We start from the raw sequence: 21,733 nt of genomic DNA, 5'->3' as shown, positions 1-21,733 counted from the left end.
GTTGTCCTCTCTTCGTATGCGCATATTGGTCACCACAGTCGCGGTGATCGTCACAGCATTATTCACAAACGCGACAGTGAGTTACCTCACCGTCAAACCTCACAATGAAACACAAGTCGCTCTCCAGGCCGATGCCGTTGCGGATGGCAATGCCCTGGCGATCGAGGAGTGGATTGGTGCCCGCACCAGCATGCTCGAAGCCACTGCCCAAGCTCTAACAGCAAGCGAGGAAATGAAGGTATCGCTTGTGCAACTCGCCGAGTCGGGTGGGTTCTTGGCAGCATACCTGGGGAGAACAGACGGTAGCACGGTCTTCTCCGACAGCTGGCAGCCACCGTCCGATTACGATCCGCGTGAGCGTGGCTGGTACAAGCAAGCCGTCGAGTCCAACGGGACCGTTGTCTCAAAGCCCTATGTCGATGCCAACACGGGCGGCATGGTGGTGACCTTCTCCACGCCAGTTGAGCGTCGCGGAAAAATGATCGGTGTTGTCGGCGGGGACATCGAGATCGACCAGCTGGTGAACCACATCAATGATATCCGGCCCACCCCCGCCAGCTTTGCCTTCCTGAGCCGAGGTGGCGAGACCGTCATCGCCCACCCGGATGCGGACCTCACGCTTGAACCCCTCCAGCGCCTGAGTTCAGCCATCACGCCTGATGTCATGGACCGACTGGCCAGCGTCGATGACTCCTGGGAGTCCATCACGGTCGATGGCGTCGAAAAGCGTTTGTCCGTAACTCAGATCCCCGGCGCCGACTGGGAACTAGGTATTGCCCTCGATGAAGACGAGGCCACCGAGAGCCTCCAGGCCATCCTGAGCGCTACCGCCATCACTGTCCTGATCATCGCCGCTGTCACTGCCCTGCTCCTGAGCCTGTGGTTGAAGCGTTCTTTCGCCGGCCTCGAGCGTGCCCGTGACGCCCTCGAGAACATCGCTTCCGGTGAAGGCGACCTCACGCGCCGACTCCCTGAAGAAGGCCGTGATGAGGTGGCTCAGATTGGCGCTGCCTTCAACCGCTTCGTTGGCAAGATGGAAGCGGTGATGATCACGATCCGCCAGAGCAGTGAGTCAGTTCGTGTGGCTGCAACTGAGATCTCCAGCGGTGGCCAGGACCTTTCCCGTCGCACCGAAAACGCCGCCTCCAGCCTCCAGGAAACCTCAGCCTCGATGGAGCAAATCACCAGCACCGTCGGGCACACGGCCGAGTCTTCACGCCAGGCGAATGGGCTCTCCAAGTCCGCCTCGGAAGTGGCCCGTCGCGGTGGCGAGGCAGTTGGTCAGGTAGTCGACACGATGCAGGGTATCCGCGACTCCTCCGCTCAGATCAGTGAAATCGTGACCGTGATGGACAGCATCGCCTTCCAGACCAACCTGCTTGCGCTGAATGCCTCCGTGGAAGCGGCGCGTGCCGGCGAGCAAGGCCGCGGCTTTGCGGTCGTCGCCAATGAGGTCCGCCAGCTGGCTAGCCGTAGCTCGGAAGCGGCCAAGGAGATCAAGGGGCTGATCGACACCTCCACCAGCCGCACTGAGGACGGCGCCGAGCAGGTCCGCGCGGCAGGCGAAACGATGAACGAGATAGTGGAGAGTGTGACCCGAGTCACCGATGTCCTAGGTGAGATCACCGCTGCCACCGGAGAGCAGAGCGATGGCATCAGCCAAGTGAACATAGCGGTATCAGAACTGGATCAGATGACCCAGCAGAATGCGGCACTGGTTGAGGAATCAACGACAGCCGCAGAACAGCTGAAGGATCAGGCTGATCGACTGACCGAGGCCGTCTCAGGCTTCACCGTCTCGGCTGATGTCGATGAGCCGCGGCCCCAGCTGACGCAGGCATAGCAAATCTAAGCAGAGGGACGCCCGCCGAACAGCGACACTCGATACCTCGAGCAACCTGTGCTTAGCTAGACGGCGGGCTCTAACGGAAGAGAACAAGGAGGTTTCAAATGGATGCACTCCTACGCTTTTTGAAGAACATCATTCGATGGGTCGTCATTCTGTTCGTCGTGCTGTTCAATCTCGGGGTCGTCTTTGCCGTAGGCATGTATGGATTGGAAATGGCGTACCAGGCGGAAACACCAGGGCCGCACATCGTCAGCTTGATGTTCGGTATCGGCCTGTTCATGTTCATTTGGAAGCATTCCCCTGCACGCCGAAAGGGGCTTAATATGGATGGGTTTTTGAAGATGGTGCTCTTCTTACTACTGCTTTGGACGACCACCTTCGTCTTGTGGCTGTGCATTCACGTCGGAGGAATCGAGAACGAGTACGCCATCTACTCAATCGGAGCCGTCACGCTGGCATCATTCTCATACCTTATGTTCCGCAATCGAAAGCCAAATACCGGCGAAATGGCATCTAATCGAAGTAGTTATTAGGGTTATCAAAGCTACTTCCCCCCCGATCTTCGAAGGCGTTCTTGCGGGTCTCCATTGCATTTTGCGACTTGCCATCGAACGCCTTACGGTTGCTCTCCCAGCCACTGCCTCCTTCTTGCTTCATACTATTCTGCTGCTCATCCCATGAGCTTGTCGGCTGCTGGCGATCCTGATGCCGGAAAGCATTCGCGACGTTGTTCCCTTCAAGCACAAAGCCGGACTGCGAACCGTTGCCCTCCCCGCTCTGCGCCTGTGCGCTTCCCGCGTACGCCATTCCCGCGAGCACCGCGATCAATACGACCTTCCGATAAGACATAGAGCGAATCTCCTTATCTTTGCTTACTGTCCATGTTTCCGATTGGTGCCCTGACATGATGGCAAGGTCAGCTTGATTCTACAGGTGCCAGGCGGCGCCATACCGCGTCATGGCAAAAGTCGATAAAGGCCTCGAGATCCTCATCCTGAGCGGCCTATAGCACTTCATCATACCCCGTTACGCTGTCGATCATCTGAATCAAAGGCTCGCGCTGGAGCTTCTCTCCGACGTGTCTCCCCGTCAGACGATTGAACTCGCTGACCAAGGCCGGCGTCTTTGCGCATTCAGTGAGGCAGTCGAAGAACGTCATAAATTCTCCCGGTTGGGGGTGGGCTATCACCGCAATGATAGCCCTTCGTGAATCAGGCAGCGACGCGGCCACAGGGATGCATTGGCACGAGCTGGCTCAGCTGATCAGTGCTGTACCGGCGATGGTAGTCTTCATAGACGCGGTTCGACGGCGCCTGGCATGTCTGCTGGGCAATAGCCGCGTCGATCAGCGGGCGGGCCAGCTTCGGTGGCAGAGAGGTAGCTCGCATCTCGCGAAGCACATTGGTCTCCGAGTCGATCAGGTGAAAGTGCACCAGGAGGTGCTCCCCTTGCTGGTAATCCGGAATGAACAGATCTTCCGGTGCATAGAGCCGACTATCGAAGGAGCCTTCCATGGTGAAGAACTTCCCCGTCCGGGGGTCGGCGAAGCGAAAGAGCAGCAGCGACAGGGGAAGGTCCACCAACAAACCGGTTTGCAGATTGCCCCGGCTGAATAACCGGCACTCGGTATTCGATGGGCGCGGGAGATAGACCTGAACGATCGACCCTGGCGCCATGAAGAGATTGGCACGGCAGCCTTCGGTATTCATCGAAGGCAGCGGTAGCGGGTAGAGGGTGTCTCGGATGTAGGTGGTGACACCGCTGGATGAATCACTGTGCATAATGGGAAGCCTCGTTGGTATGGGAGGCCTTCATCATGCCAATGCCCTCGAATTCGAGAAGGCAACACATCCATGGAACAGAAGCTCGTCTGATCCGGACTTGGTTTCGTTATGACACAGACATCTTGCGCCACTTCTCGAGCCATTGTCTCGAGAGGTCGAACCGTACCTGAAGGGCCTTCACCTCGAAGCGAACATGATCCTTTTCGATTTTCACCACTGCGATGGCAGCAGCCGGCGTCATCAGGATATCCGACTTGGCGTCAGCTGCACGGCCTGGAGTGCTGTATTTCGCCCGAGCGGCCCGCGCGATGCCATGTCCGGAGGCTTCCATGACGATGCGATTGGCTGTGGTGGCGGTCAGATCGTGGCCAAGTTCCTGGAGCTCATCCAGGTGCGCTAAGGCGATGCTGGTCCTGGCCCGTCGTCCCGCAGCTCCCACCCGGCCACCGCATCGCCCGATGATCTGAGACGGCGTGATGCCTGCTTCAGCTACCACTCGCACAACCTCAGAGCCTCGCTCCAATCCGATCCCGCCAGAGGGCGTGAGGCGAGGCTGTATGGTGCAGTTGTGTCTACCCTGCAAAGCCAGGAATTCCTCAAGCATCAAGCTGTAGGCGTCGCCCACGGCTCGAGCATAGGTATCCATCACGAGCGCAAACATAGAAAACCTTCCAGGACGTATCCTGGAAGGTTAGCTTATGAACCGATTGTTGCCCGACGCCTACAAGCATGAAAGGCGCGATTCATTACAGCCGGGCTCAACCCATGTATGAGCTCTATTCTCCGGGCTCGGCTTCTTCTCCTGCCGCTGGGGAAGAGTCTTCGCTAGGCAACTTTTCTCGAAGCGCCATCAGCTCAGAGACTTCCTCGGCAGACAACTCGATGGTTGCACTGCCATCCTCTCGCTGCTCTACCGCCCCAAGCTTCTCTGACAGGCTATGGACTTGAGATACCATGCCAGTCACCACCCTCTTGCTGATGCGACGCGCCTTGGGCTTCTTCGCTTGCCCGTCCACCTTCTCCTTCATGCCCTTCTCGGTAAGCTTCGACTTGCCCGCCCGCAGCACGAGATCAACGCCATGCTTCAGCCGCTCCACAGCCGCAGTGCCATGCTCGTTGTATTCCTGCAGCGCAAAGGAATAGGAGACCACCTCGCGCTCGATGAGATCCTTGATCTCCAGCGGCATCATGTGGAGGTCGAGCTGTTGGCGAACATGATGGACAGTCTTACCCACCTTCTCGGCAACTTCCGCATCATCCAGGCCGCGGTTCTTCATGCGGTAATAGGTCGCTGCTCGCTTGACCGGATTCAGCTTGAGCCCGGCGTTGGAGGTCAGGATCAACGCATCGGCATCGTTCTCATCGCCGCTGAATTCGATCAGCGGCTGCTTGCCGAGCTTGGCCCCCTCCGATTCTGCCAGCAGCATGCCCAGGCGACGGCAGTGGCCGTCACGCACGAAGATCTTCCCATCAATCACCTGGACGGTGATCGGAGGCACGAAGCGGCCGGCATGGTAGGCATCAGCCAGGCTACGGATATGCGCCTTTTCTTTCTCGCCCTCATAGTCACGCTGGTTGAAGCCCTCGAGCTCGTGAATATCGGAGGGATAGGCCGAGAACTGGTTGGCCTTCTTCAGGTCGCCATGCTTACCCCGGTGGATAGCGTCAAGTGAACGAGGCATCGCCATAACATCTCTCCTATGGAAAAAGGAATTCAGATAAAGCGGCCGTCGTCCTCTCGTTGCCGCTGTTAAATACAGATTAACCTAATCAATTGGATCGAGAACTCAACTCGCCGCCGAGAAACATGCCGATAAATCTGGTTGTGATAGAACTGAAGGTGCGATGAAAGGGAACCCATCGGGTCAAACGTGACATAGTAAGAAAAAAAAGACCCCGTGGCTCAATAGCCAACGGGGCCTCGACATAGAAGGTGATATCTCAGTCTGAGAACGACCTTCCTTCCGTCAAGCCAGAGATAAGCTCACCTACCTCTCTCTCGCTTAGCATTGTCCCCGTATCTGCTGCAATTTCTTCTATCTGCTGAGGCAGCCCATGGGGAATCTCACGTTTCAACAGCTCCAAAGCAGCCATTATCGTGTTGTGCTCCACCTGAGAAGCGCTCGCCAGTGTAATATCACTGAAGTTAAGCCCCTCGCACAGCTCATCAATTTCGTCGTCATCCAGAGCGACCGGACCACCATCAGGCTGAGCCATCTCTTCAATATCAGTCGGTAGGTCGCTGGCTTTCTGATAAAACCGTAAAGCAGCAAGAACGGTGTTGTACTGACTGAGTGTCGCGTCTGCCTTCATCGCCATTGGTTACTCCCGTATCGAATCCATGTACGCCAATCATACGAACCATTCAAAAATCCGGAACCTTGCGGCACCGCCATTCTTTCAGTCTTGTTATCACTCATTTTAAGTGCGTTTCGTGCTGTTCCGGGGTACTAAGCTTGCGCCCTATACTCATCACGCTATCATGGCCTTCGGTCTCATAATTTCAGTATACATAGCATAGGCATGTTGGACGCTATCACTGCTTTCCTAGCGACGAGGGATCAGTGATGCAAGCAACAAAAAGGAGGAAAAATGTCCCTTGATCCACACAAAGAACCCCAAGACGAAGCCCTCGTACGTGCGATCAGGTTAGAACTCGAAGTAGATGAGCTACGTGCCGCGTTACAGCAAAAAGAAAGAGAAGCCGACAAGGCAGATAAAGCACAACGTAAGGCCAAGCATGAGGCTGATCAGCTTCGCGCTCGAAACGAGAAACTAAGCCAAAAGCTTGAGAAAGCCCAAAAGGATGCGAAGCAAGCAAAACACCTGGCTAGGGAAGAGCTGCAAAAACAGAAGGCCAAAGAAAAAAGCAAGAGGGGAAACGCTTCAACCCAACCCTCGGGCGAAGTCTCTAAAGACGGACCATCCGTAAAAAGCGATGATGGAAAGGTCACTGTCTTCTTGAACAAGGATCAGGTCCATATTGCACAACCCCCCTATTTTGTTGTGAGCAGCACGCCCCTCTCTGTCAGCGACAAGCATCAACTTGAATTCTGCGGCCTGATCTCGGGCATCCGTCAAAGCGAATACGGTGAGTTTGCTGAGAACGCGGCACAACTCATGGCGACGCGATGGCGGTACCAGAATAACTGTATGCGAGTTGAGGACTTAGACCTCCCGACGAAGATCGCAACTGCCCTGAGTGAAAGTGGGTTGGAACGCGTCGCGGATATTCAAGCATGCCACCAAGCAGGTAAGCTCACGGATATCAAAGGTATCGGTCCAGCCGCCGCCAGCAAGATCGCCGAAGCGGTTACTTCTTAAACTCTTGCCATGGCAGCCATGCCTGCCATGGCCTCCTCTCACCCCAAAGGACAAGGAACGTCGCATGCGACCACCCCTGGAAACCCTCAATGAGCATAGGGAATATAAACGATGGAGCACTGCGCTCCTCATCATCACTCTGATTTACATCATCGCTGAATTTGCCTGGAACGCGGCTCTTCTCAACTCCGCGAGTGGCTTGGTTCTCGATCCAGATGAATTCAAGGTCGTAGAGATCATCGGCCGGGTGCTCGGCAGTATCGGTTGCTCTCTCTTCGTGCTTGGCTTTGTACGCTTAAAACCAAAATCCACGCCATTTTCTACGAGCACTGCAGCCGCTCGTGCTTTTCTTGTACTTGCAACCGTGGGGCCTGCTTTCTTTGTCGGCTCTAATGCCTTGATCAACTCTTTTCTTGTCGATTCATCGAATGGTAAAGAGCGATGGGTGGCTGGTCATATCAACCTTCTCAAGCGTGCCGAGGGGGCAGGTATCGTCGATATTCTGGGTATGAAACTCGAACCAGATGATGACCCAAGTGATCCCGCTCGCATGACATACCATGTCATGGCCGGCCCCGCCCTTCTGACAGTACCTGAGGTTATTGAGGACTTTCGTCAGGGAAGTAGTATCCAGCCGACGATTTTTGGTCTTGTTAAGCTGCATACCTTGCACAAAAGGCACGATGCTTATGATAGTTATCTCGAGTATAACGATGAGCTGAAAAACCTTTGGCGTTTGTATCAAGAAAGCAGCACGTCCGTAAGCGACCAGATGCAGAGGATCACCAATAGCGAATTCAATCGAGTCTGGAACCCTATCCGTCAGGAGCTGCGGAATAAATGGCCCGATGTCCAGCGCTCTGTTGCTAGGTCTCGCAAGGATGCGGATCGACTGTATGATCATGTGTCTGCAGTGCTCGCGTCTAAGGTGCGTAGCCACATGGCTAATAACCCTGCACGCTTTACCGTGGCCAACCTGGAGTCGGCTGACAGCCTGGAGGATACCGATGGCTATCTTCGCCAGATCACGCAAAGCGTCTACTCCACACAACCTAGCAAGCCGTATGACAAGCTGAACATCCATGCCATGGTTTGTGGTGGCCCAGGCCGCGCGGGTCGTACCTGCGTGCCCAGCCAGGCGGATTATCTGCGCACCCTTCATGACTGGGGGGGATATGATCAATACGTTGATCCCGAGAGTGGCTACTCCTTCGATCTTCGCTCCTATCAGGATTTCCTGAACGACCCTCTGACAGGTAAGCGTGTACGCGAGCAGATTGAAGAGAAAACAGGACTTTATATCTCGAGAAGTTTCGACTCAGAATTCCGTGGTCGCCACGCCGTCGTCAGGCGCTATATCAATGAAGCCAAACAACGAGAGGTTGCCTCCGAATGGCGAGACGCCTTCGCCGATGCAGTGCCCGGCAACCAATCGTTCAGCAAGTTATTGCCTGGGCTTCCAGCCAGTCAGTTTTTCGCTGATCCCGGCGTAGAAAAACTCATTCGTTCCAAGAGTGGGTATTACTCCCCCAGAGTGCGGCCCGGTATGTCTAAAAGTGACTTCACCCGCAACGTGCTTTCGGATGTCATGCGCGACGAGCAACGGCGTCTCTGGCGGGAGTACCAACTCACTCCCTCCAATTTTGAAGGCGAACGAGAAGTATATCTCGAGGATTTGAGGGAAACCGTTGAACTGGGTAGGCGAGAGCGTCACTCGGTTATCGAGAAGGGTGAAGACTACTACCGTGCCACGGTGGTTCCACCCATCGTGCTCGGCTTGAGTCTGTTCTTCTCCTTGGTTGCTCTGCTCAAGCTTCCGCTGATGATCAACGAGGTCGTGCACGCCCGAACCCAAGGAAGGTGTGACTATCGCCTCGTGGCGCAGCTCGTGTTCGCGGCGGGTCTGGCGTCGTTGCTTATCTTCCCGATTGTGAAGGATCGCGACACCATGTCGCCAGGGGCTCAAACCAGCCTCGCCATTTTGGATGAGCGCGCACCGCAATGGTCTACCGCAACCAAGTGGGTCTTCGCAGCAGAACCGGTGTTCTACCAGATCGGTGAAGCGATCCTGCAACCGTTTGGCCTTGATCGTCGCGAGCCACTCAACGAATACAACTACCCGCAGGTACTGTGAGACATATGATGCTGCCACGAAAGAAATCACGAACGCTGGCGTTGGTCGCAGGCCCCATCCTGCTGGGCTCGTCCGTAGTCGACACCATCTCGATCAAGACTGATCGCGCCTACCAGGACGCCTATGAATCAGGAGAACTGACTTCGATGGAGGGGGAGCGTCGGACGCTCGCCAGCAATGCGCCAGCATCGCGGACAGACCTCAAGCGATCATTGGATAGTGCCTCCACCACGGCTCGCAGGGGGGTGCGCATGGTCTCGGCCGACACTTCCTCTGGTGGCAATGCCTCCTCCCTTCGAGAGCTCACACAGGCTCTATCCGGCTCATCCCGTTCCGCCACCAGCCAGCGTGTCAGCCGCAAGCGCCAGCAGGCGCCCACGGCAACACGCCTCACGGTGTTCACTGAGCCTTCCGATGCCCGTGTCCGGATCATGAACATAGGCCCGAAATATCGTGATGGCATCCGGCTGGACTATGGGCGCTACGACATCGAGGTCAGCAAACCGGGATACCGGACGCAGCGATTCCCCATCAGCGTGGACAGCCGCCAGACCGCCCTGAATGTGGACCTCGCCAAGCGCGACGGCTTTCCCTGCCGGATCGACCACATCTACAAAGGGGGCCATCCCCTGACCGACTACGGCACCCAGCTTCGGGTCGAGCTCAGCCTGCCGGACACCTCGCTCTATGAGGTCTACTCCTCACTGGCGACCTACCTGGATGAGCAGAACTACATCCGGGACGTAACGACCGAGATGGGGAACCACTACGCGTATATCTCGGGATATCAGCCTCGCGTCCTCACCAAGGAGGATATCGCCCAGAATCGCGAGGCGAACATGTCGGATGGACGACTGAAACTTCACTATGGCCTCGAAGACGGTCCCAACGACACCGTCACTTACACCCAGTATGTGCGCATCCCTAAGGGAACAGGGTTCAAGCTGGATGAAGTGGAAACATCTGTCTGCCAGGCAATCTCGGAGCTGTAATGATGAAACACCTTCTTCGCGCCAGCGCAGCTGGCATTGCACTGCTCGGCTTGTCTGGCTGCGCCATCACCGGCCAGGGCTTCTGGATTCCTGATCCGCCGATGCCCGCCTATGTCTCGCCCATCGCCTATGAAGGGCTCGACTGCAACGCCCTGGACGCCCATCGCGATATCTACGGCGACATGGTGGCCAGTTTGACTCCGGTAATGGATGGCAGAGACCAGTATTGGGATGCGCCTGTCGGCCATGGGCTTGAGGCATTCGAGGACCGGGGGCTGACGATCAACCCCGAGATGACCGTCTATGACGCCTTCGTCCTGGGCTGGGGTCGCTACGAGGCCGTGATGTCGGTCGCCGAGCGGAAGTCGTGCGGGCTGCCCGACACCCATGACCTGCTGCCCTGGCACAAGACAGTGGTACACGTACTGGAATCAGACCGCCGTCCTTAACCGTTTCCGTTCCATGCCCTCGATCATGGGGATCGAGGGCTTCTGACAACGTAGGTAGTACAGATAATGCAACCAGTGGTAAGCCCCGACGAAGCTGTGGTGATTGCACAATGCCCTTCGTGCGATGGATCGGGGATGACTGTCATCAAGCGGTTCATGGACAGAAAAGATAGCGTGGAGCTAGGCCAGCTGGTGCAGCGAGGCTTCAAGCGAAAGACCATGCCTCTGCATGCCGTAGGCGACCTGGCGCAATGTCGGTGTCGCCGCTAAGAAAGCACTGAGGCCGGGGAATCCCCGGCCTCTTCTCGTTCCCTATCAGCAACGGCCCTCGCCGCTTCAGCCCCTCAGTGCGGCCGAGGGGATCACGATGTTGGTCAGCTCCCAGAAGACTCCCATGTGACGGTGCAACACGAATGTCAGGGGCTCGCCGTCATCGTTGTGCACGACGATATGGAACTCATCCCATGCGTCATAGCCCAGGCTGGCGTCGCCGAACGGGCTGTCGGGCAGCAGGCCGTCCTCCTCTTCCTCGCCGGGCTTACCTGTGCCCTGCTCTCTCGACGGCTCTCCGGCAGACGAGGCCCCCTCAGGACGACCATCCAGCTTCGCTGCCAGAGCCGTAGGGGTGACATAGGACTCCACCAGCTTGTCCGTCAGCAGACTACCCACGGCCGCCCCCAGCATGGCGATGGCACCATGATTGGTACCGACTTCCTGCTCGGCGCGTTCGGCGATCATGAGGTTGATCTGGTCTTTCAGGTTCTGCCGCAACTCGGGAAAGTTGACGTGCTTGGCCAGGGCCTCGCCGTCCCGCGCATCGGCAGCGCTCTTCATCTGATAGCTGGTCAGGTAGGGGCTACCGGCGATGGCGACCACCGACGTCAGGCCAATCACGGCCAGGGTCTTCTTCATGTACATCACATCCATGTCAGGGGGTGAAGTTGCGGGGCTCAGGGTATCGCCCCCGGCCAGCAACGTCATGGGCTTTGCTCAGCGGCCCCGATCAAAAAGATGGCCCAGCACATCGCGCCAGCGCAGGGACACCTCAGGGCGAGATTCTGCCGCGATGCGGCGTGTGACCTCTGCGAAGGTGAATGAGGCGACCACGGCAATCCAGTGAGAGGGCCAGTCGAAGACAAGGCAGGCCATCGTGGCCAGGAGAAAGGTCGCGAGTAGCCAGCAACTGCGTTTGAACCATAGATATGCTCGTTCCGGTGCCATCGGAGATCGTCCTTGCTATGCATGAATGGCCACCACCCTCTGTCGGGGTGGTGGCCGGATGATCGAAGGCTCAGGTGGACGGGATCACCCTTCCGATTCTTCGTCTTCCTCTTCCTGTTCGATCCTCACCAAAACCCACGCCCAGTAGCCCAGCCGGGTATCGTCGTCGGCCACCTCACTCTGCCATACGTCCAGGGGATGCTCTGGATGCTCACCCCAGAAGTCCGTGCCCAGTTCGGGATGTTGATCGAATTCGCTTGCGGTCATGGTGTCGTCCTTAATGTCCGTCAATGGTCAGTTCGGGGCACGGGTCGGCGTCTTTGTCGAAGAGCACCCAGTCAAAGCCCTTGGCATCCAGGTAGCCGAGGATATGGCTGATGGCCGGGAGGTCGCTGATGTGTCGTTTCGTGCGCAGCAGCCACCCATCTGCCCGCTGCATGGCGCCATGGATCGCGTCCTGGCGAATGGCCTCGGTCAGTTCTTCCGCTTCATCCTCGGGAATGTGGCTGGTACTGATCACGGCCATGGTTTTGCTCTCAATAGTCATGGTCATTACTCCCGAGCCCGGCGTCAGAGTAGGCTTCAGCCACTTCAGCCTCGGTCATCGTGGCTACCCGATCCTGAAGGACGGAGCGCAGGAAGCCGCTGTCCGACAGACAGGTGTCGTACCAGTCGTCCACGATGGCCTGTCGCCGTTCTTCTACGGGCATGGGACACTTCTCCTGGCCCGCAAGCATGGTTTCAAACCCATTAGCTTTGATCGTCTCGAGTGCCTCTTCTGTCGGCATCTCGGCCAGATCGAATTCGATCCTGGCCTTCACATCTTTGATGATGTCCTCAATGCCCATGGTGTCTACTTTGCGCTGAGCGTAGCGGGCAAACAGTTCGGTGGTATCGCTCATGGGTCAGTCCCCCTTGTCCGCTTGCGCCAATGCCACCTGAACGTCAGAACCTCGCCGAGCTTCCAGGTCACGCAGATTCTCGATCTCGTCGGGCTCGTACCCATCAGCTACAAGGTCGCCTTCGCTGAGGTAGCGATCCACGTCCTCCAAGCCGCGATCCACCAGGGCCTTCGCATCATCGAGCTGCTGTGGTGTCAGCCTCAGGAGGTAGCTGGCGCCAGCGGGATCGGTGTGTGTGGCCTGCTGCACGGTCATCGGTTCGGCACCTGCCATTCCCTTGAGGTGCTCGAGCACGTCAGCCCGGCGCTCGGCTGGAATCCCCAGGAGATCGCTGATCAGCTCTACCTGCCCTCGGGCATACTCGGCGCTGGCCTCGATCTCTTGTCCCGCGCCATCACCAATCAGCGCCGCTGCGGTCCGCAGCAGGGGTTGGTTGCGACTGTCCCCGAGGATGGCACCCAGCGACAGTCCTTCTGCGACCGCCTTTTCGCTGACTATCGTCATGATCCATTCTCCTGGTTGGCGATGGCTTGCAGTGTCGCGTCGTGGTGCAACTCACCACAGTCCGTGCGGCCCCACATCCACTGTCCGAGGACTTTGCCCACCGGCTCCCCCTTGGCAGCGAGACGATTGGCCAGGGCTTCTGTCACGAGCCACCGCTCGACGGACTCCTTGCGCGGCGGTTCCTCGCCATGGACTTCCCACCAGTGGTGCCACGCGCCAGCGATAGCCTGACGCTCGGAGGCAAACTCGCCATTCTCGGGCTTCCAGTCGTCGCCGGGGGTATCGAACACCCAGCAACGCTCGCCATGATGATTGTCGGGATCGTGTTCGATCACCGCATAGCCCTCAGGCGGCTCGGACAAATCCGGCGCCGAGCGCACCATGCTCAGCTCATCCTCGAGCGCGTCGATATAGCCGTCTGTCTCCAGGTGCCTGAACAGCTCGCAGCACGGCGCAAGGACTTGGGTCTGGATCAAGGCTCCGAGCCCTTGTGCTGCGGCGTTGCCCTCGATGTGGTCGCTTCGTTCACTCATGCCGCATCCTCTTCGTCGTATTCTTCGGCGACCCACTCCCACAGGCCCAGCTCGGTTCTGTTCGCATTCACTGCCTCGACCCATGCCCGCTTCTGCTCCGGCGTTGGAGATGCCGGGTTCAGGTCGGTCCCGCAACGAGCGCAGATGTCGTCGCCCTCGTTCAGGTGCATGTGATTGGCGCACTCCCAGGCGTCGTGACTCATGCTGCCTCCTTGTTCACGGCTTTCCGGAAGGCCATCACCACGTCCTCGGCATCATCTGCATCGAGGGCATCGGCGATAGGCGAGCAGCCGTCTTCTATCTCACTGAGGACGCTGCTGCCCCATTGCTCCAGCTTGTCTTGCGGCATGTGAGCGATGGCCAGCATCAGGAGGTCTTGAGCCAGTGCGGCTTCGCCCCGCATTCCCGAGGTGCCTCCCGCGATCAGGCCGGTGGTGGCCTGCGTCATGTTTTCGTGTTGGCTTGCCATGAATCAGCCCTCTTCCGATGCGTCGTTGAACGCCTTGATGATGGCGTCGTCATCCCAGCCCGCCAGGGTGCGGAGAAACTCCACCTGCTCTCGGGCACCCCCATTGTTGGCGTTGCTCGCCATCTCAGAGGCGGCATCATGGACAAGGCCATCTAGGGCAAAGGACGTGGCTTCGTCGCCGTCACGAATCTGGTCGATGCTTGTGATCTCGGCAGTTCGCTGGGAAGGATTAGCGATCATCACTTGTGGCTCATAGCGTTCAAGGGTGCCGGACGTGGCGCGGGTAATCAGACCGTCCCCCATCACCACCAGGATCGCTCTCTCGAGGTTTAGGCGAAGCTCTGCCCTGGTCATCGGCGAGCCACCTGACGCGGCGCCAGTTGGGTCAATGGTGCCGGTCAGAGTCATAGTGAAGTTGATGTTCTTGGTGTCTGTATTACTCGCGATCTTCACCTCTGGCTCATAGCGCTCAAGAGCACCGGAGGTCGCTCGAGTGATCAGTCCCTCTCCCATCATCTTCAGCACGGCGCTCTCGAGGTTTTCGCGCAGCTCTGCCTCGGTCATTGGGGGGCCGTCCGGATCGGCGCCGGTCGGGTCGATGGTGCCGTTCAGCGTCAGGGAGAAATCCATGGTGTTGTCCTGCTCGGTTGTTGTCGGTCGCGGCGAATGAGTCGTGGCATGCATCATGCGGCTTCCTCGCTGTCGTCCGTCTCATTGATCAGGCCGCGCCCCTGGGCCAAGCGACGCAGTGCATCAACATCGGTGGCCCCGAGCCCTTTTTCACCGTGGCGCAGGATGGAGCGCAGATAGCTGTCGTCATCCTCGAGTAGCATCTGGCGGATGTTGGTGATGTCGTCCTCGATCAGTCGCTCGACAAGTTGCTGGCGCTCTTGCTCTTGCACCTCGTTGGCCGCGTCCATCGCCTCCAGCTCTTCGTCGGTCGGGTATTCCGCGTCGACCCAGACCCATGCCTGGACGTAGTGGCCGGGGTCGTCGCCACGCGACACGGCGGCTCCGTGATCCACCTCGAGGGTGCCGTCATCCTGATACTGCTCACGGGCGGCTGCGATGAAGTCGGCATCGCTATCGGTCGTTTTTAGGCTCATGGGGCATTCCTCAGTCGTTGGCTGTTCTCTGCATGTCGGCGCGGCTCTTGTGGCCACGTTGCCGTTGACACCCCGCACACATCCTGTGCCGAAGTGCAGCTCCAATGTATCGAACGTCGCCAAATCGGGAAGCCTAAGGCGAGATGGCGGTAACTAAGCGACGGATTCTCAGTTTCACTGCCACATGGGTTATACTGTATGTTTGACCAGCACCAAGAGGGGCCGCCGATGAGCCAATCTGACCAATCCGCCGAGCTTCTCGGGCCGCTGGCGCCGAGTGCTGATGGCACCAAGCTTCCGCTCTTTGAGGGCGCGTCTTGTGGCTTCGCCTCTCCCGCCGAGCATGTGAGCGAGCCGCCCTTGTCGCTTGACGACCTGGTACACCTGCGCGAGCCCTCCATGTTTCTGGTACGGGCGGCCGGGACGAGCATGATTGAGGCAGGTGTGTACCCCCATGACATCCTGATCGTGGATCGCGCCCGCGAGGCCCGCTCTGGCGACGTGGTGATGGCCTGTGTGGGGGCGGAGTTTCTGGTCAAGCGTCTGGTGGTCAGCGACGGCGGAGATATCCGGCTGGAGGCTGCCAATCGAGATCATCCGCCTGTCGTCTTCGGCGAGGAAGAAGAGGTGCAAATATGGGGAGTATGCACCTACAATTTGCACCGGCTTAGTCAAACATGACAACGGAAATTAATACCTCCGGTGTGCCATTGGCCATTTTTGACTGCAACGCGATGTATGTCTCAACGCATATGATTTTCGAGCCATGGAAGGCTGCGCATCCGGCAGTAGTTTTAAGCGTCAATGACGGCAATATCGTCGCCAGATCAGCAGAAGCTAAGCGGCTGGGTATCACGATGGGCCAACCATGGCATGAAGTAGCGCCGCTATACCGGGCGGGAAAGCTATATGTGTATAGTGCGAACTTTGTTCTTTATCAAAGCATCAGTGACCGCATCATGACGCTTCTGGCGCGAGAGGCTGGCCGCGTTTCGCCGTATAGTGTCGATGAAGCATGGGTCTCCCCACCTCCCATTTCGGGAGACTTGGAACCCTGGGGACGTGAGATAAGGGCCTCCATCATGAAGCAGATCGGCATGCCCATGGGAGTCGGTATCGGCACAACAAAGACCATGGCAAAGCTTGCAAATTGGGCAGCGAAGAAATGGGCGCATCAGACAGGGAACGTGGTCGACATCCGCCTCGATGATCGCCTGGAGAAATTGCTCAAGGCGGCTCCCGTTGGCGAAATCTGGGGGATAGGCCCCCGGCTGACGAAGCGTCTCGAGAGTGACCTGCGGATCACGTCCGCCTGGCAGCTGGCCATGGCCGACAAGCGGCTGCTACGGCGCCACTTCGGCGTCACGGTGGAGCGCACCGCGCGAGAGCTCTGCGGTGAGCGCTGTTTCGACTTCGAGGATGACCCTGTGCCTCAGCAAACGATCATCTCGAGTCAGAGCTTTGGGCAGAAGGTGCAGGACAAGGAGGTATTGGCGTCGGCGGTGGCGACGTATGTGGCCAGGGGCGCTGCCAAGCTGCGCCGACAGGGATCGCTCACCCACTGCCTGAGCGTCTTTGCCCGCACCTCCCCCTTCGCCCGCACCGGTGAGCCGTACAGCGCCAGCCAGATCATCAGCTTCAATTCCCCGACCAGCGACACCCGCGATCTCACTGCTGCGGCCATGGAGGCCGTCGACCGGATATACCGGCCTGGAGTGCAGTTCGCCAAGGCAGGCATCCAGCTCAGCCAGTTCGTCCCGGCGAAGAACCGCACGGATGACCTGTTTGCGCCTGGGCAGCGCCCCGAGAGCCCCGCTGTCATGAGCGTCATGGACGACATCAACCGAAAGATGGGCAGAGGCGCCGTCAGGGTGGCCAGAGCAGGGGCACAACATGGCTGGGAGATGAAGCGGCAGTTCGCCTCCCCCCACTACACGACACGCTGGGAAGACTTACCGGTGGCCCGCTGAAACGGCGCCCCTGTCACGGCAGGCTTGGGTAGCACCGCGACAGAGAAACAGGGTAGATGGATAACTTCAGCAATAGCGGAGGTGATAAAGCGGTTTCCGCGCGCGTGGCATGGGTTGGAAGTGCCACTCACTGCTGCAATCGCACCAAACGAGTTCGGCTGGCGCCGCATTGGGCGGTCCCTGCCGAGTGGCAGCTGAAAAGATGAAGTTGTGATACAGGACGTTCTGAACTAGGGTCCCTGCCGCACAGTCCCTGCCGCACAGGCAGCTGGTAAGAGGTACGGGCGATAGCGCCCCGTATTCTGCCGAAAAGGCCGCTAGTAGGTTGCATTGTGAAAGTGATCGCTCTGCCGAACAGGCAGATACATCAAGATAGCTGGATCCGGATCCATGACGACGCTGCAAGCACAGGGAATAGAGGGGAATTGAAGTGATCATGCAAGCCCACTTTGAGCTGGCGCTGGAGACCGATACCTTCGTGTTGATCCTGGACGCTGATGGCCCAAAATCGATTACCAACGATGCGGGGCGTGTCGTACCAAGAGTCGAAGCCATGGTGGGAGGCCTAGGACGGCGAAAGCTGTATTACCGTGACAGCGATGGTCGCTTCGATCAGCTCCAGACATCGAATGGACGCTATACGAGCATTGCCCCCTGCAGCCCCCACCAGCAGTCCATTCTGTCGGAGTGGCTGGAAGAAACTCATGCCGGCCATGCTCACCCTACCCCGGGTCGCACACGCTTCACATAGCCACTGCCCCCTCTCATCCAGAAAGAAGCCGGCAATGCCGGCTTCTTTCTCTTTTGCACTTCCTCCCGGCCATCGCCTACAGCAACCAAGTCTTCGGGTTATGGATCGAGGCCTCCTTGGGACGTCTGCCAGCGCCGAAAGCCATACAGCTCCCCGCTGCTACTGCGTCTCTGTGCCAGAAAAACCGTATTGTCCTCCAACATTGACTTAGCAAATATCGGAACACCAAACGCTTTCAGGAGGTTCCCTTTCTCTGGTTCAGGCTTCTGGATCTCGAGCTCTGCAGTATCGTTGCTCATGACAACCACAAGCACAGAGGTCCCATGAGGAGCCAACGATATGAGCAACGTCATCAACTTCCCGAAAAACGGCATCAAGCGTCAGAGCGTCAACTTCCTGGCGAACACACTCGACTACCTGCGCGATCTCGAGAAGGATGCTCGTTCAGCGATCGGCTACAACTTGGACCGGCTGCAGCTCTGCCAGGATCCGGAGGACTGGAAGCCGATGTCAGCGGTCGGACCCGGCGTGAGGGAGATTCGTATCAAGGTGCCGAGCGGTACCTACCGGGCCTTGTACGTGCAGAGCAAAGGGAAGGAGATCCACGTCCTCAACATCTACCGGAAGAAGGACAACGTGATGCGGGACAAGGTGAAAAAGCTGACAGTGCAGCGTCTAAAACTGGTGGCGTAAACCAGGGACGAACTGGGGCCTTCAGATATAGCCTGGCTCAGCCGAGCCTATGGGTAGACTGTCCAGGAACCGTCGATAATGCTCAGCCACCAGCTCTCGTGAGACGGGGATACGTCCGCGAGGCAAGCGCAAACCATCCAAGTCTCTATAACTGGATTCATCAGCTAGGCGAGGAGTGACCACCAAGCGCCAGCTATCAGGGTCGATCGAAATAAAGTATCGGTCGAACAGACGATGTATGTCGACGCGCAAACACAACCCATTAGCGGGGTGGTTTGAGTGCGGCCCGGTATAAGGGCTTATGTGGGCGGCCTCTAAGAGCAAAGTCTCCTGGCAGTCAGTGACGCAGCAGCGGTGCCCATAGTTATCTAGCACGTCCTGACGGAAGCCTGCCTGCCCCTCCCTAACGACTACTTGTTGCTGGCGCCGTGTCCGCTTATCAGCACGCAGTTCGTCGGCATTTGGCGTAGGCGGGCTGGGAATATCGTTGCGATCCAGCTCAAGAGCGCTGTCTTCCCCATCCTGATCAGGGAGATCACCCGCAAGCTTAGCGATCTCACCGTGAGTCATGAGATGTCGCCAGCCGGTTTCGGGAGCGATTCCTGCTTGTTTCCGAAGCTGTGCCAGCGCTCCACAGGCAGCCTCTAAACTGGCAAAACTGGCTGGGCGACGCTCCCAGGCATCTTTGAGTTCTTCAAGGCTCAGCTCCGCTAGGTCCATTCGCGTCAATGGCGGGAACACAAGCTCACTATCATCAAGAATAGAAGGAGCCGGCGTATCGACCTGGCTTGACTCCTCGCCATCATCGAGCTCGCGAACGGGTGCCCGCCCGAATGGATCCACTTCAGGAGCCAGCTCTCGGACCTCATCGAAGTCCATGTAGGAAAGCCACCCTTGGTAGGTTTCGACCGTACCATTATCGACTTCAATGATGGCCAAGGCTTCGGCCGCCGCCTCTCTGGATCCACAGAGCTTGTTACGATGCGACCATACGATTTGAACCTCCTCGAGGGTCAAATCGATCAGATCCTCTGGTTCGTAGACCCATAAGTACCCAAGGGCCGGATACTCATCGACATCGCCGCTTGCGGCTTCCTGAAGAGAGCCAATGCCTGCACTCGTGAGTCCGTGATGGCTCCCAATCTCTTGGAATGTCTGGAGGCCTTCGAGATCTTTTGCAGCGAAAATATGGGAGGCAACCCGGCGCTCGGCCAGGATTTCCATCAGGCGAAAGAAATTATAACCACCCCCAGTTGCCCTTTTCGCTCTGGTGATATTTCTCGATCTGGCGGCTTCAGCAGCCCGCTGGCGCTTTCGCTTACTAGACATCCGCACAACTCACCGCTTTTCAGAATGGGGTGTCGAGCAGACGCTAAGACCAACTGCACCTCATCGATCAGGGGGACCTGATATTAGGTGACCATGCCGAGAGGAAAGCCCTTCAGCCGCCTCTGGAACCGCTATGGCGAACCATCAGGCCTGTTCGGCGGTAACTTCTGGAGGTTTCTTGCTTCTCCGCCGCTGGTCCTTTGCCTGCTCACGCTTTTCAAGCCGCAAGCGCTCTTCTTCATAACGCTGCAAGACTAGTTTTTCTTTCAAGTGACCCTGTTTGATCTCGCTGATCAGATCCTTGCTACCGAACAGCTCTACTTCCAGGTCTTCGATTCTGTTTCTCCAGCCTCGAATTTCCCGATAGTTGGCCTCTGACAAGGTGCCCTGCTTGATCAGTGAGTTGATGATCGCCTTGAATTTGCGGATGCCGTCGCTGCGACGGGTATAGTTGAGCTCACCGCTGTGTCGGACGAATTCCTGGTAAGAGATACGAAATGGAATCTCCTTCGCCAGGTTCCTGGCTTGCGTCAGCACCATCTTGCTGAGGAAGAGCGCCGCTTTGCTGTCGGTACAGAGAAGCCGCTTGATGTTGTACTGGCGATAGTTGCGGTTGCTGATCGCCATTGAGATCAAGGGATGGAAACGTACCGCCCACCGGCCAGAGGGATCCGTGGGCTTGTGCCCTCTCTCAGTGGAGCTAAAGAGCTCGGGAAAGATAGGGGCAGACGCTGATTTGACCCCGTTGATCCGAAGCTCCAAAGAGCACTTGTTCAGGATGTTGAGTGACCGAACGATCTCAGCATAGCTGCGTGTCTTTTTCTCTGCGGTTAATGCAGCACGGAGCCCAGAAAGAGAGAAAGACACGCCATAGGCACGTCCAGCAGAGAGGTTGGGGTCGTCATAGAGGTCGGTTTCGTCCATGGCCATCTTGACGAGGACCATCTCCACCAGCTCCTCCGTCAGTCCAGGATAGTATTCCACCTTGGTGAGGACGTTACCCTGCTGCTCTTGCAGCTTTGCTGGCGTGAGCACCATCTCGTACTCATCACCGTCGTGGCTGAACTTGTGATTGACGATGTCGAGATCAGATGAAGAGCTGGAACCGATCCCAGAAATGGCCGAGCCATTATACTTGGGGATGTTCTCCCAAGCCGTGAAGAGGCTTGAAAGCTTATCGCGCTCAGCATCACTGTTCGCGATAACCCCTTGAAAGTCTTTGATGTCGGAGTAGCCATCCAGGTGGTACTCCGGCTGGGGGCTTCTTGGTGGGCGGAGATGGAGGTCTAGCTGCTCGACGCCGCTATCAGGGATGGGCTTTCCCAGCTCCCTGTTGCTCTTGCCGGCGGCCACTGGCTTGCCTTCTATTTGTTCCAGCTTCTTGCGTCGTAGCTCCTGCAGTTCTTTTGTTGTTAGCTCTGCATCCGCTCTAGCCATCGGGCTCCCCTCCTTAGTCGTCCTGAATGAGGATAAACGCCACACAGGTCGGCGACTAGGAGGTATCTGTCACCACTTGCGATAAAAACGCTGTAGCTCTACGACTGCATATAACCACTTGTTTTTTAACCAATTATAAGGGGGTTGGGCGTCATCTGTTGAAAGCTTGACAAATACCTCCATGCTTATGCTCGAGAGACTGGGAGGCCCGGTGCCTCTGGGTGGCGCCAGATCGGCAGTGGTGACACATACCTCCTAGCCGGCTCCTGAACGTCAGTGGTGACAG

Annotated in this window: 29 protein-coding genes; 10 read left to right on the top strand and 19 right to left on the bottom strand. The window is 57.6% G+C overall.

Annotation, left to right across the window (positions count from 1 at the left end):
• Positions 1-76: 76 nt before the first annotated feature.
• Both Q2K57_RS17475 and Q2K57_RS17470 read left to right on the top strand, forming a co-directional pair.
• Complete coding sequence (locus Q2K57_RS17475; RefSeq protein WP_369700320.1) at positions 77-1,843, top strand: methyl-accepting chemotaxis protein; 1,767 nt, start codon at positions 77-79, stop codon at positions 1,841-1,843.
• Positions 1,844-1,950: 107 nt separating this feature from the next.
• A complete protein-coding gene (locus Q2K57_RS17470) occupies positions 1,951-2,382 on the top strand; it encodes a hypothetical protein (RefSeq protein ID WP_304526893.1) in 432 nt (143 codons plus the stop codon).
• On the opposite strand, the gene Q2K57_RS17465 is transcribed toward Q2K57_RS17470, so the two are convergent.
• The 6 genes from Q2K57_RS17465 to Q2K57_RS17440 all read right to left on the bottom strand — a co-directional run bounded on the left by Q2K57_RS17465 (position 2,363) and on the right by Q2K57_RS17440 (position 5,952).
• On the bottom strand, positions 2,363-2,698 hold the full coding sequence (locus tag Q2K57_RS17465; protein ID WP_304526892.1) for a hypothetical protein: 336 nt from the start codon (positions 2,696-2,698) through the stop codon (positions 2,363-2,365). The two genes, Q2K57_RS17470 and Q2K57_RS17465, sit on opposite strands and share 20 nt — an antisense overlap.
• Positions 2,699-2,852: 154 nt before the next feature.
• Positions 2,853-3,008, bottom strand: coding sequence for a hypothetical protein (locus Q2K57_RS17460; RefSeq protein ID WP_304526891.1), 156 nt, complete (start codon positions 3,006-3,008; stop codon positions 2,853-2,855).
• A gap of 52 nt (positions 3,009-3,060) precedes the next feature.
• Complete coding sequence (locus Q2K57_RS17455; protein WP_304526890.1) at positions 3,061-3,630, bottom strand: hypothetical protein; 570 nt, start codon at positions 3,628-3,630, stop codon at positions 3,061-3,063.
• A 109-nt stretch (positions 3,631-3,739) separates the two neighbouring features.
• Positions 3,740-4,294, bottom strand: coding sequence for a hypothetical protein (locus tag Q2K57_RS17450; protein ID WP_304526889.1), 555 nt, complete (start codon positions 4,292-4,294; stop codon positions 3,740-3,742).
• A 115-nt stretch (positions 4,295-4,409) separates the two neighbouring features.
• Positions 4,410-5,321, bottom strand: coding sequence for a chromosome partitioning protein ParB (locus tag Q2K57_RS17445; RefSeq protein ID WP_304526888.1), 912 nt, complete (start codon positions 5,319-5,321; stop codon positions 4,410-4,412).
• 253 nt (positions 5,322-5,574) lie between these two features.
• Positions 5,575-5,952 carry a hypothetical protein gene (locus Q2K57_RS17440; protein WP_304526887.1) on the bottom strand — a complete coding sequence of 126 codons (378 nt, stop codon included), beginning with the start codon at positions 5,950-5,952 and terminating at the stop codon, positions 5,575-5,577.
• 273 nt (positions 5,953-6,225) lie between these two features.
• Between Q2K57_RS17440 and Q2K57_RS17435 the strand changes: the two genes are divergently transcribed.
• The 4 genes from Q2K57_RS17435 (at position 6,226) to Q2K57_RS17420 (ending at position 10,532) form a co-directional block, all read left to right on the top strand.
• The gene (locus Q2K57_RS17435) at positions 6,226-6,957 is read left to right on the top strand and encodes a hypothetical protein (RefSeq protein WP_304526886.1); all 732 of its coding nucleotides are present in this window, start codon (positions 6,226-6,228) and stop codon (positions 6,955-6,957) included.
• Between the two features lie 64 nt (positions 6,958-7,021).
• Positions 7,022-9,091: a hypothetical protein gene (locus Q2K57_RS17430; protein ID WP_304526885.1), complete on the top strand. Its 2,070-nt coding sequence runs from the start codon at positions 7,022-7,024 to the stop codon at positions 9,089-9,091.
• 5 nt (positions 9,092-9,096) lie between these two features.
• Positions 9,097-10,083 (top strand): hypothetical protein, encoded by a 987-nt coding sequence (locus Q2K57_RS17425; RefSeq protein ID WP_304526884.1) that lies wholly within the window; start codon positions 9,097-9,099, stop codon positions 10,081-10,083.
• On the top strand, positions 10,083-10,532 hold the full coding sequence (locus Q2K57_RS17420; protein WP_304526883.1) for a hypothetical protein: 450 nt from the start codon (positions 10,083-10,085) through the stop codon (positions 10,530-10,532). The genes Q2K57_RS17425 and Q2K57_RS17420 overlap by 1 nt, the downstream gene beginning before the upstream one ends.
• Before the next feature lie 336 nt (positions 10,533-10,868).
• Here Q2K57_RS17420 and Q2K57_RS17415 read toward each other — a convergent pair whose 3' ends face one another.
• From Q2K57_RS17415 to Q2K57_RS17365, 11 genes are all read right to left on the bottom strand, one after another.
• Complete coding sequence (locus Q2K57_RS17415; protein ID WP_304526882.1) at positions 10,869-11,513, bottom strand: DUF2939 domain-containing protein; 645 nt, start codon at positions 11,511-11,513, stop codon at positions 10,869-10,871.
• Between the two features lie 9 nt (positions 11,514-11,522).
• On the bottom strand, positions 11,523-11,753 hold the full coding sequence (locus Q2K57_RS17410; RefSeq protein ID WP_304526881.1) for a hypothetical protein: 231 nt from the start codon (positions 11,751-11,753) through the stop codon (positions 11,523-11,525).
• An 84-nt stretch (positions 11,754-11,837) separates the two neighbouring features.
• Positions 11,838-12,020, bottom strand: coding sequence for a hypothetical protein (locus tag Q2K57_RS17405; protein ID WP_304526880.1), 183 nt, complete (start codon positions 12,018-12,020; stop codon positions 11,838-11,840).
• 10 nt (positions 12,021-12,030) lie between these two features.
• Entirely contained in the window at positions 12,031-12,300 is a 270-nt protein-coding gene (locus tag Q2K57_RS17400) for a hypothetical protein (protein ID WP_304526879.1), read from the bottom strand.
• A complete protein-coding gene (locus Q2K57_RS17395; protein WP_304526878.1) occupies positions 12,290-12,655 on the bottom strand; it encodes a hypothetical protein in 366 nt (121 codons plus the stop codon). Before Q2K57_RS17395 ends, Q2K57_RS17400 begins: the two co-directional genes overlap by 11 nt.
• Positions 12,656-12,658: 3 nt before the next feature.
• Positions 12,659-13,159 (bottom strand): hypothetical protein, encoded by a 501-nt coding sequence (locus Q2K57_RS17390; RefSeq protein WP_304526877.1) that lies wholly within the window; start codon positions 13,157-13,159, stop codon positions 12,659-12,661.
• Entirely contained in the window at positions 13,156-13,692 is a 537-nt protein-coding gene (locus Q2K57_RS17385) for a hypothetical protein (protein ID WP_304526876.1), read from the bottom strand. Before Q2K57_RS17385 ends, Q2K57_RS17390 begins: the two co-directional genes overlap by 4 nt.
• Positions 13,689-13,895 carry a hypothetical protein gene (locus Q2K57_RS17380; protein WP_304526875.1) on the bottom strand — a complete coding sequence of 69 codons (207 nt, stop codon included), beginning with the start codon at positions 13,893-13,895 and terminating at the stop codon, positions 13,689-13,691. The genes Q2K57_RS17385 and Q2K57_RS17380 overlap by 4 nt, the downstream gene beginning before the upstream one ends.
• On the bottom strand, positions 13,892-14,161 hold the full coding sequence (locus tag Q2K57_RS17375; RefSeq protein ID WP_304526874.1) for a hypothetical protein: 270 nt from the start codon (positions 14,159-14,161) through the stop codon (positions 13,892-13,894). The genes Q2K57_RS17380 and Q2K57_RS17375 overlap by 4 nt, the downstream gene beginning before the upstream one ends.
• Positions 14,162-14,164: 3 nt before the next feature.
• Positions 14,165-14,848 carry a hypothetical protein gene (locus tag Q2K57_RS17370; protein ID WP_304526873.1) on the bottom strand — a complete coding sequence of 228 codons (684 nt, stop codon included), beginning with the start codon at positions 14,846-14,848 and terminating at the stop codon, positions 14,165-14,167.
• Positions 14,845-15,267, bottom strand: coding sequence for a hypothetical protein (locus Q2K57_RS17365; RefSeq protein ID WP_304526872.1), 423 nt, complete (start codon positions 15,265-15,267; stop codon positions 14,845-14,847). Before Q2K57_RS17365 ends, Q2K57_RS17370 begins: the two co-directional genes overlap by 4 nt.
• A 228-nt stretch (positions 15,268-15,495) precedes the next feature.
• Between Q2K57_RS17365 and Q2K57_RS17360 the strand changes: the two genes are divergently transcribed.
• The 4 genes from Q2K57_RS17360 to Q2K57_RS17345 all read left to right on the top strand — a co-directional run bounded on the left by Q2K57_RS17360 (position 15,496) and on the right by Q2K57_RS17345 (position 18,681).
• On the top strand, positions 15,496-15,948 hold the full coding sequence (locus Q2K57_RS17360; RefSeq protein WP_304526871.1) for a LexA family transcriptional regulator: 453 nt from the start codon (positions 15,496-15,498) through the stop codon (positions 15,946-15,948).
• The gene (locus tag Q2K57_RS17355; RefSeq protein ID WP_304526870.1) at positions 15,945-17,237 is read left to right on the top strand and encodes a DUF4113 domain-containing protein; all 1,293 of its coding nucleotides are present in this window, start codon (positions 15,945-15,947) and stop codon (positions 17,235-17,237) included. The genes Q2K57_RS17360 and Q2K57_RS17355 overlap by 4 nt, the downstream gene beginning before the upstream one ends.
• A gap of 436 nt (positions 17,238-17,673) precedes the next feature.
• Positions 17,674-17,988 carry a hypothetical protein gene (locus tag Q2K57_RS17350; protein ID WP_304526869.1) on the top strand — a complete coding sequence of 105 codons (315 nt, stop codon included), beginning with the start codon at positions 17,674-17,676 and terminating at the stop codon, positions 17,986-17,988.
• A gap of 339 nt (positions 17,989-18,327) precedes the next feature.
• The gene (locus Q2K57_RS17345; protein ID WP_304526868.1) at positions 18,328-18,681 is read left to right on the top strand and encodes a type II toxin-antitoxin system RelE/ParE family toxin; all 354 of its coding nucleotides are present in this window, start codon (positions 18,328-18,330) and stop codon (positions 18,679-18,681) included.
• A 21-nt stretch (positions 18,682-18,702) separates the two neighbouring features.
• Here Q2K57_RS17345 and Q2K57_RS17340 read toward each other — a convergent pair whose 3' ends face one another.
• Entirely contained in the window at positions 18,703-20,010 is a 1,308-nt protein-coding gene (locus Q2K57_RS17340) for an HNH endonuclease (RefSeq protein ID WP_304526867.1), read from the bottom strand.
• Between the two features lie 144 nt (positions 20,011-20,154).
• Positions 20,155-21,447, bottom strand: coding sequence for a hypothetical protein (locus Q2K57_RS17335; RefSeq protein ID WP_304526866.1), 1,293 nt, complete (start codon positions 21,445-21,447; stop codon positions 20,155-20,157).
• Positions 21,448-21,733: the final 286 nt, after the last annotated feature.

This window comes from Halomonas sp. I5-271120 (assembly GCF_030553075.1).
GTDB lineage: Bacteria > Pseudomonadota > Gammaproteobacteria > Pseudomonadales > Halomonadaceae > Onishia > Onishia taeanensis_A.
The sequence above is the reverse complement of the archived record's forward strand: the minus strand, read 5'-3'. Positions and strand labels throughout refer to the sequence as shown.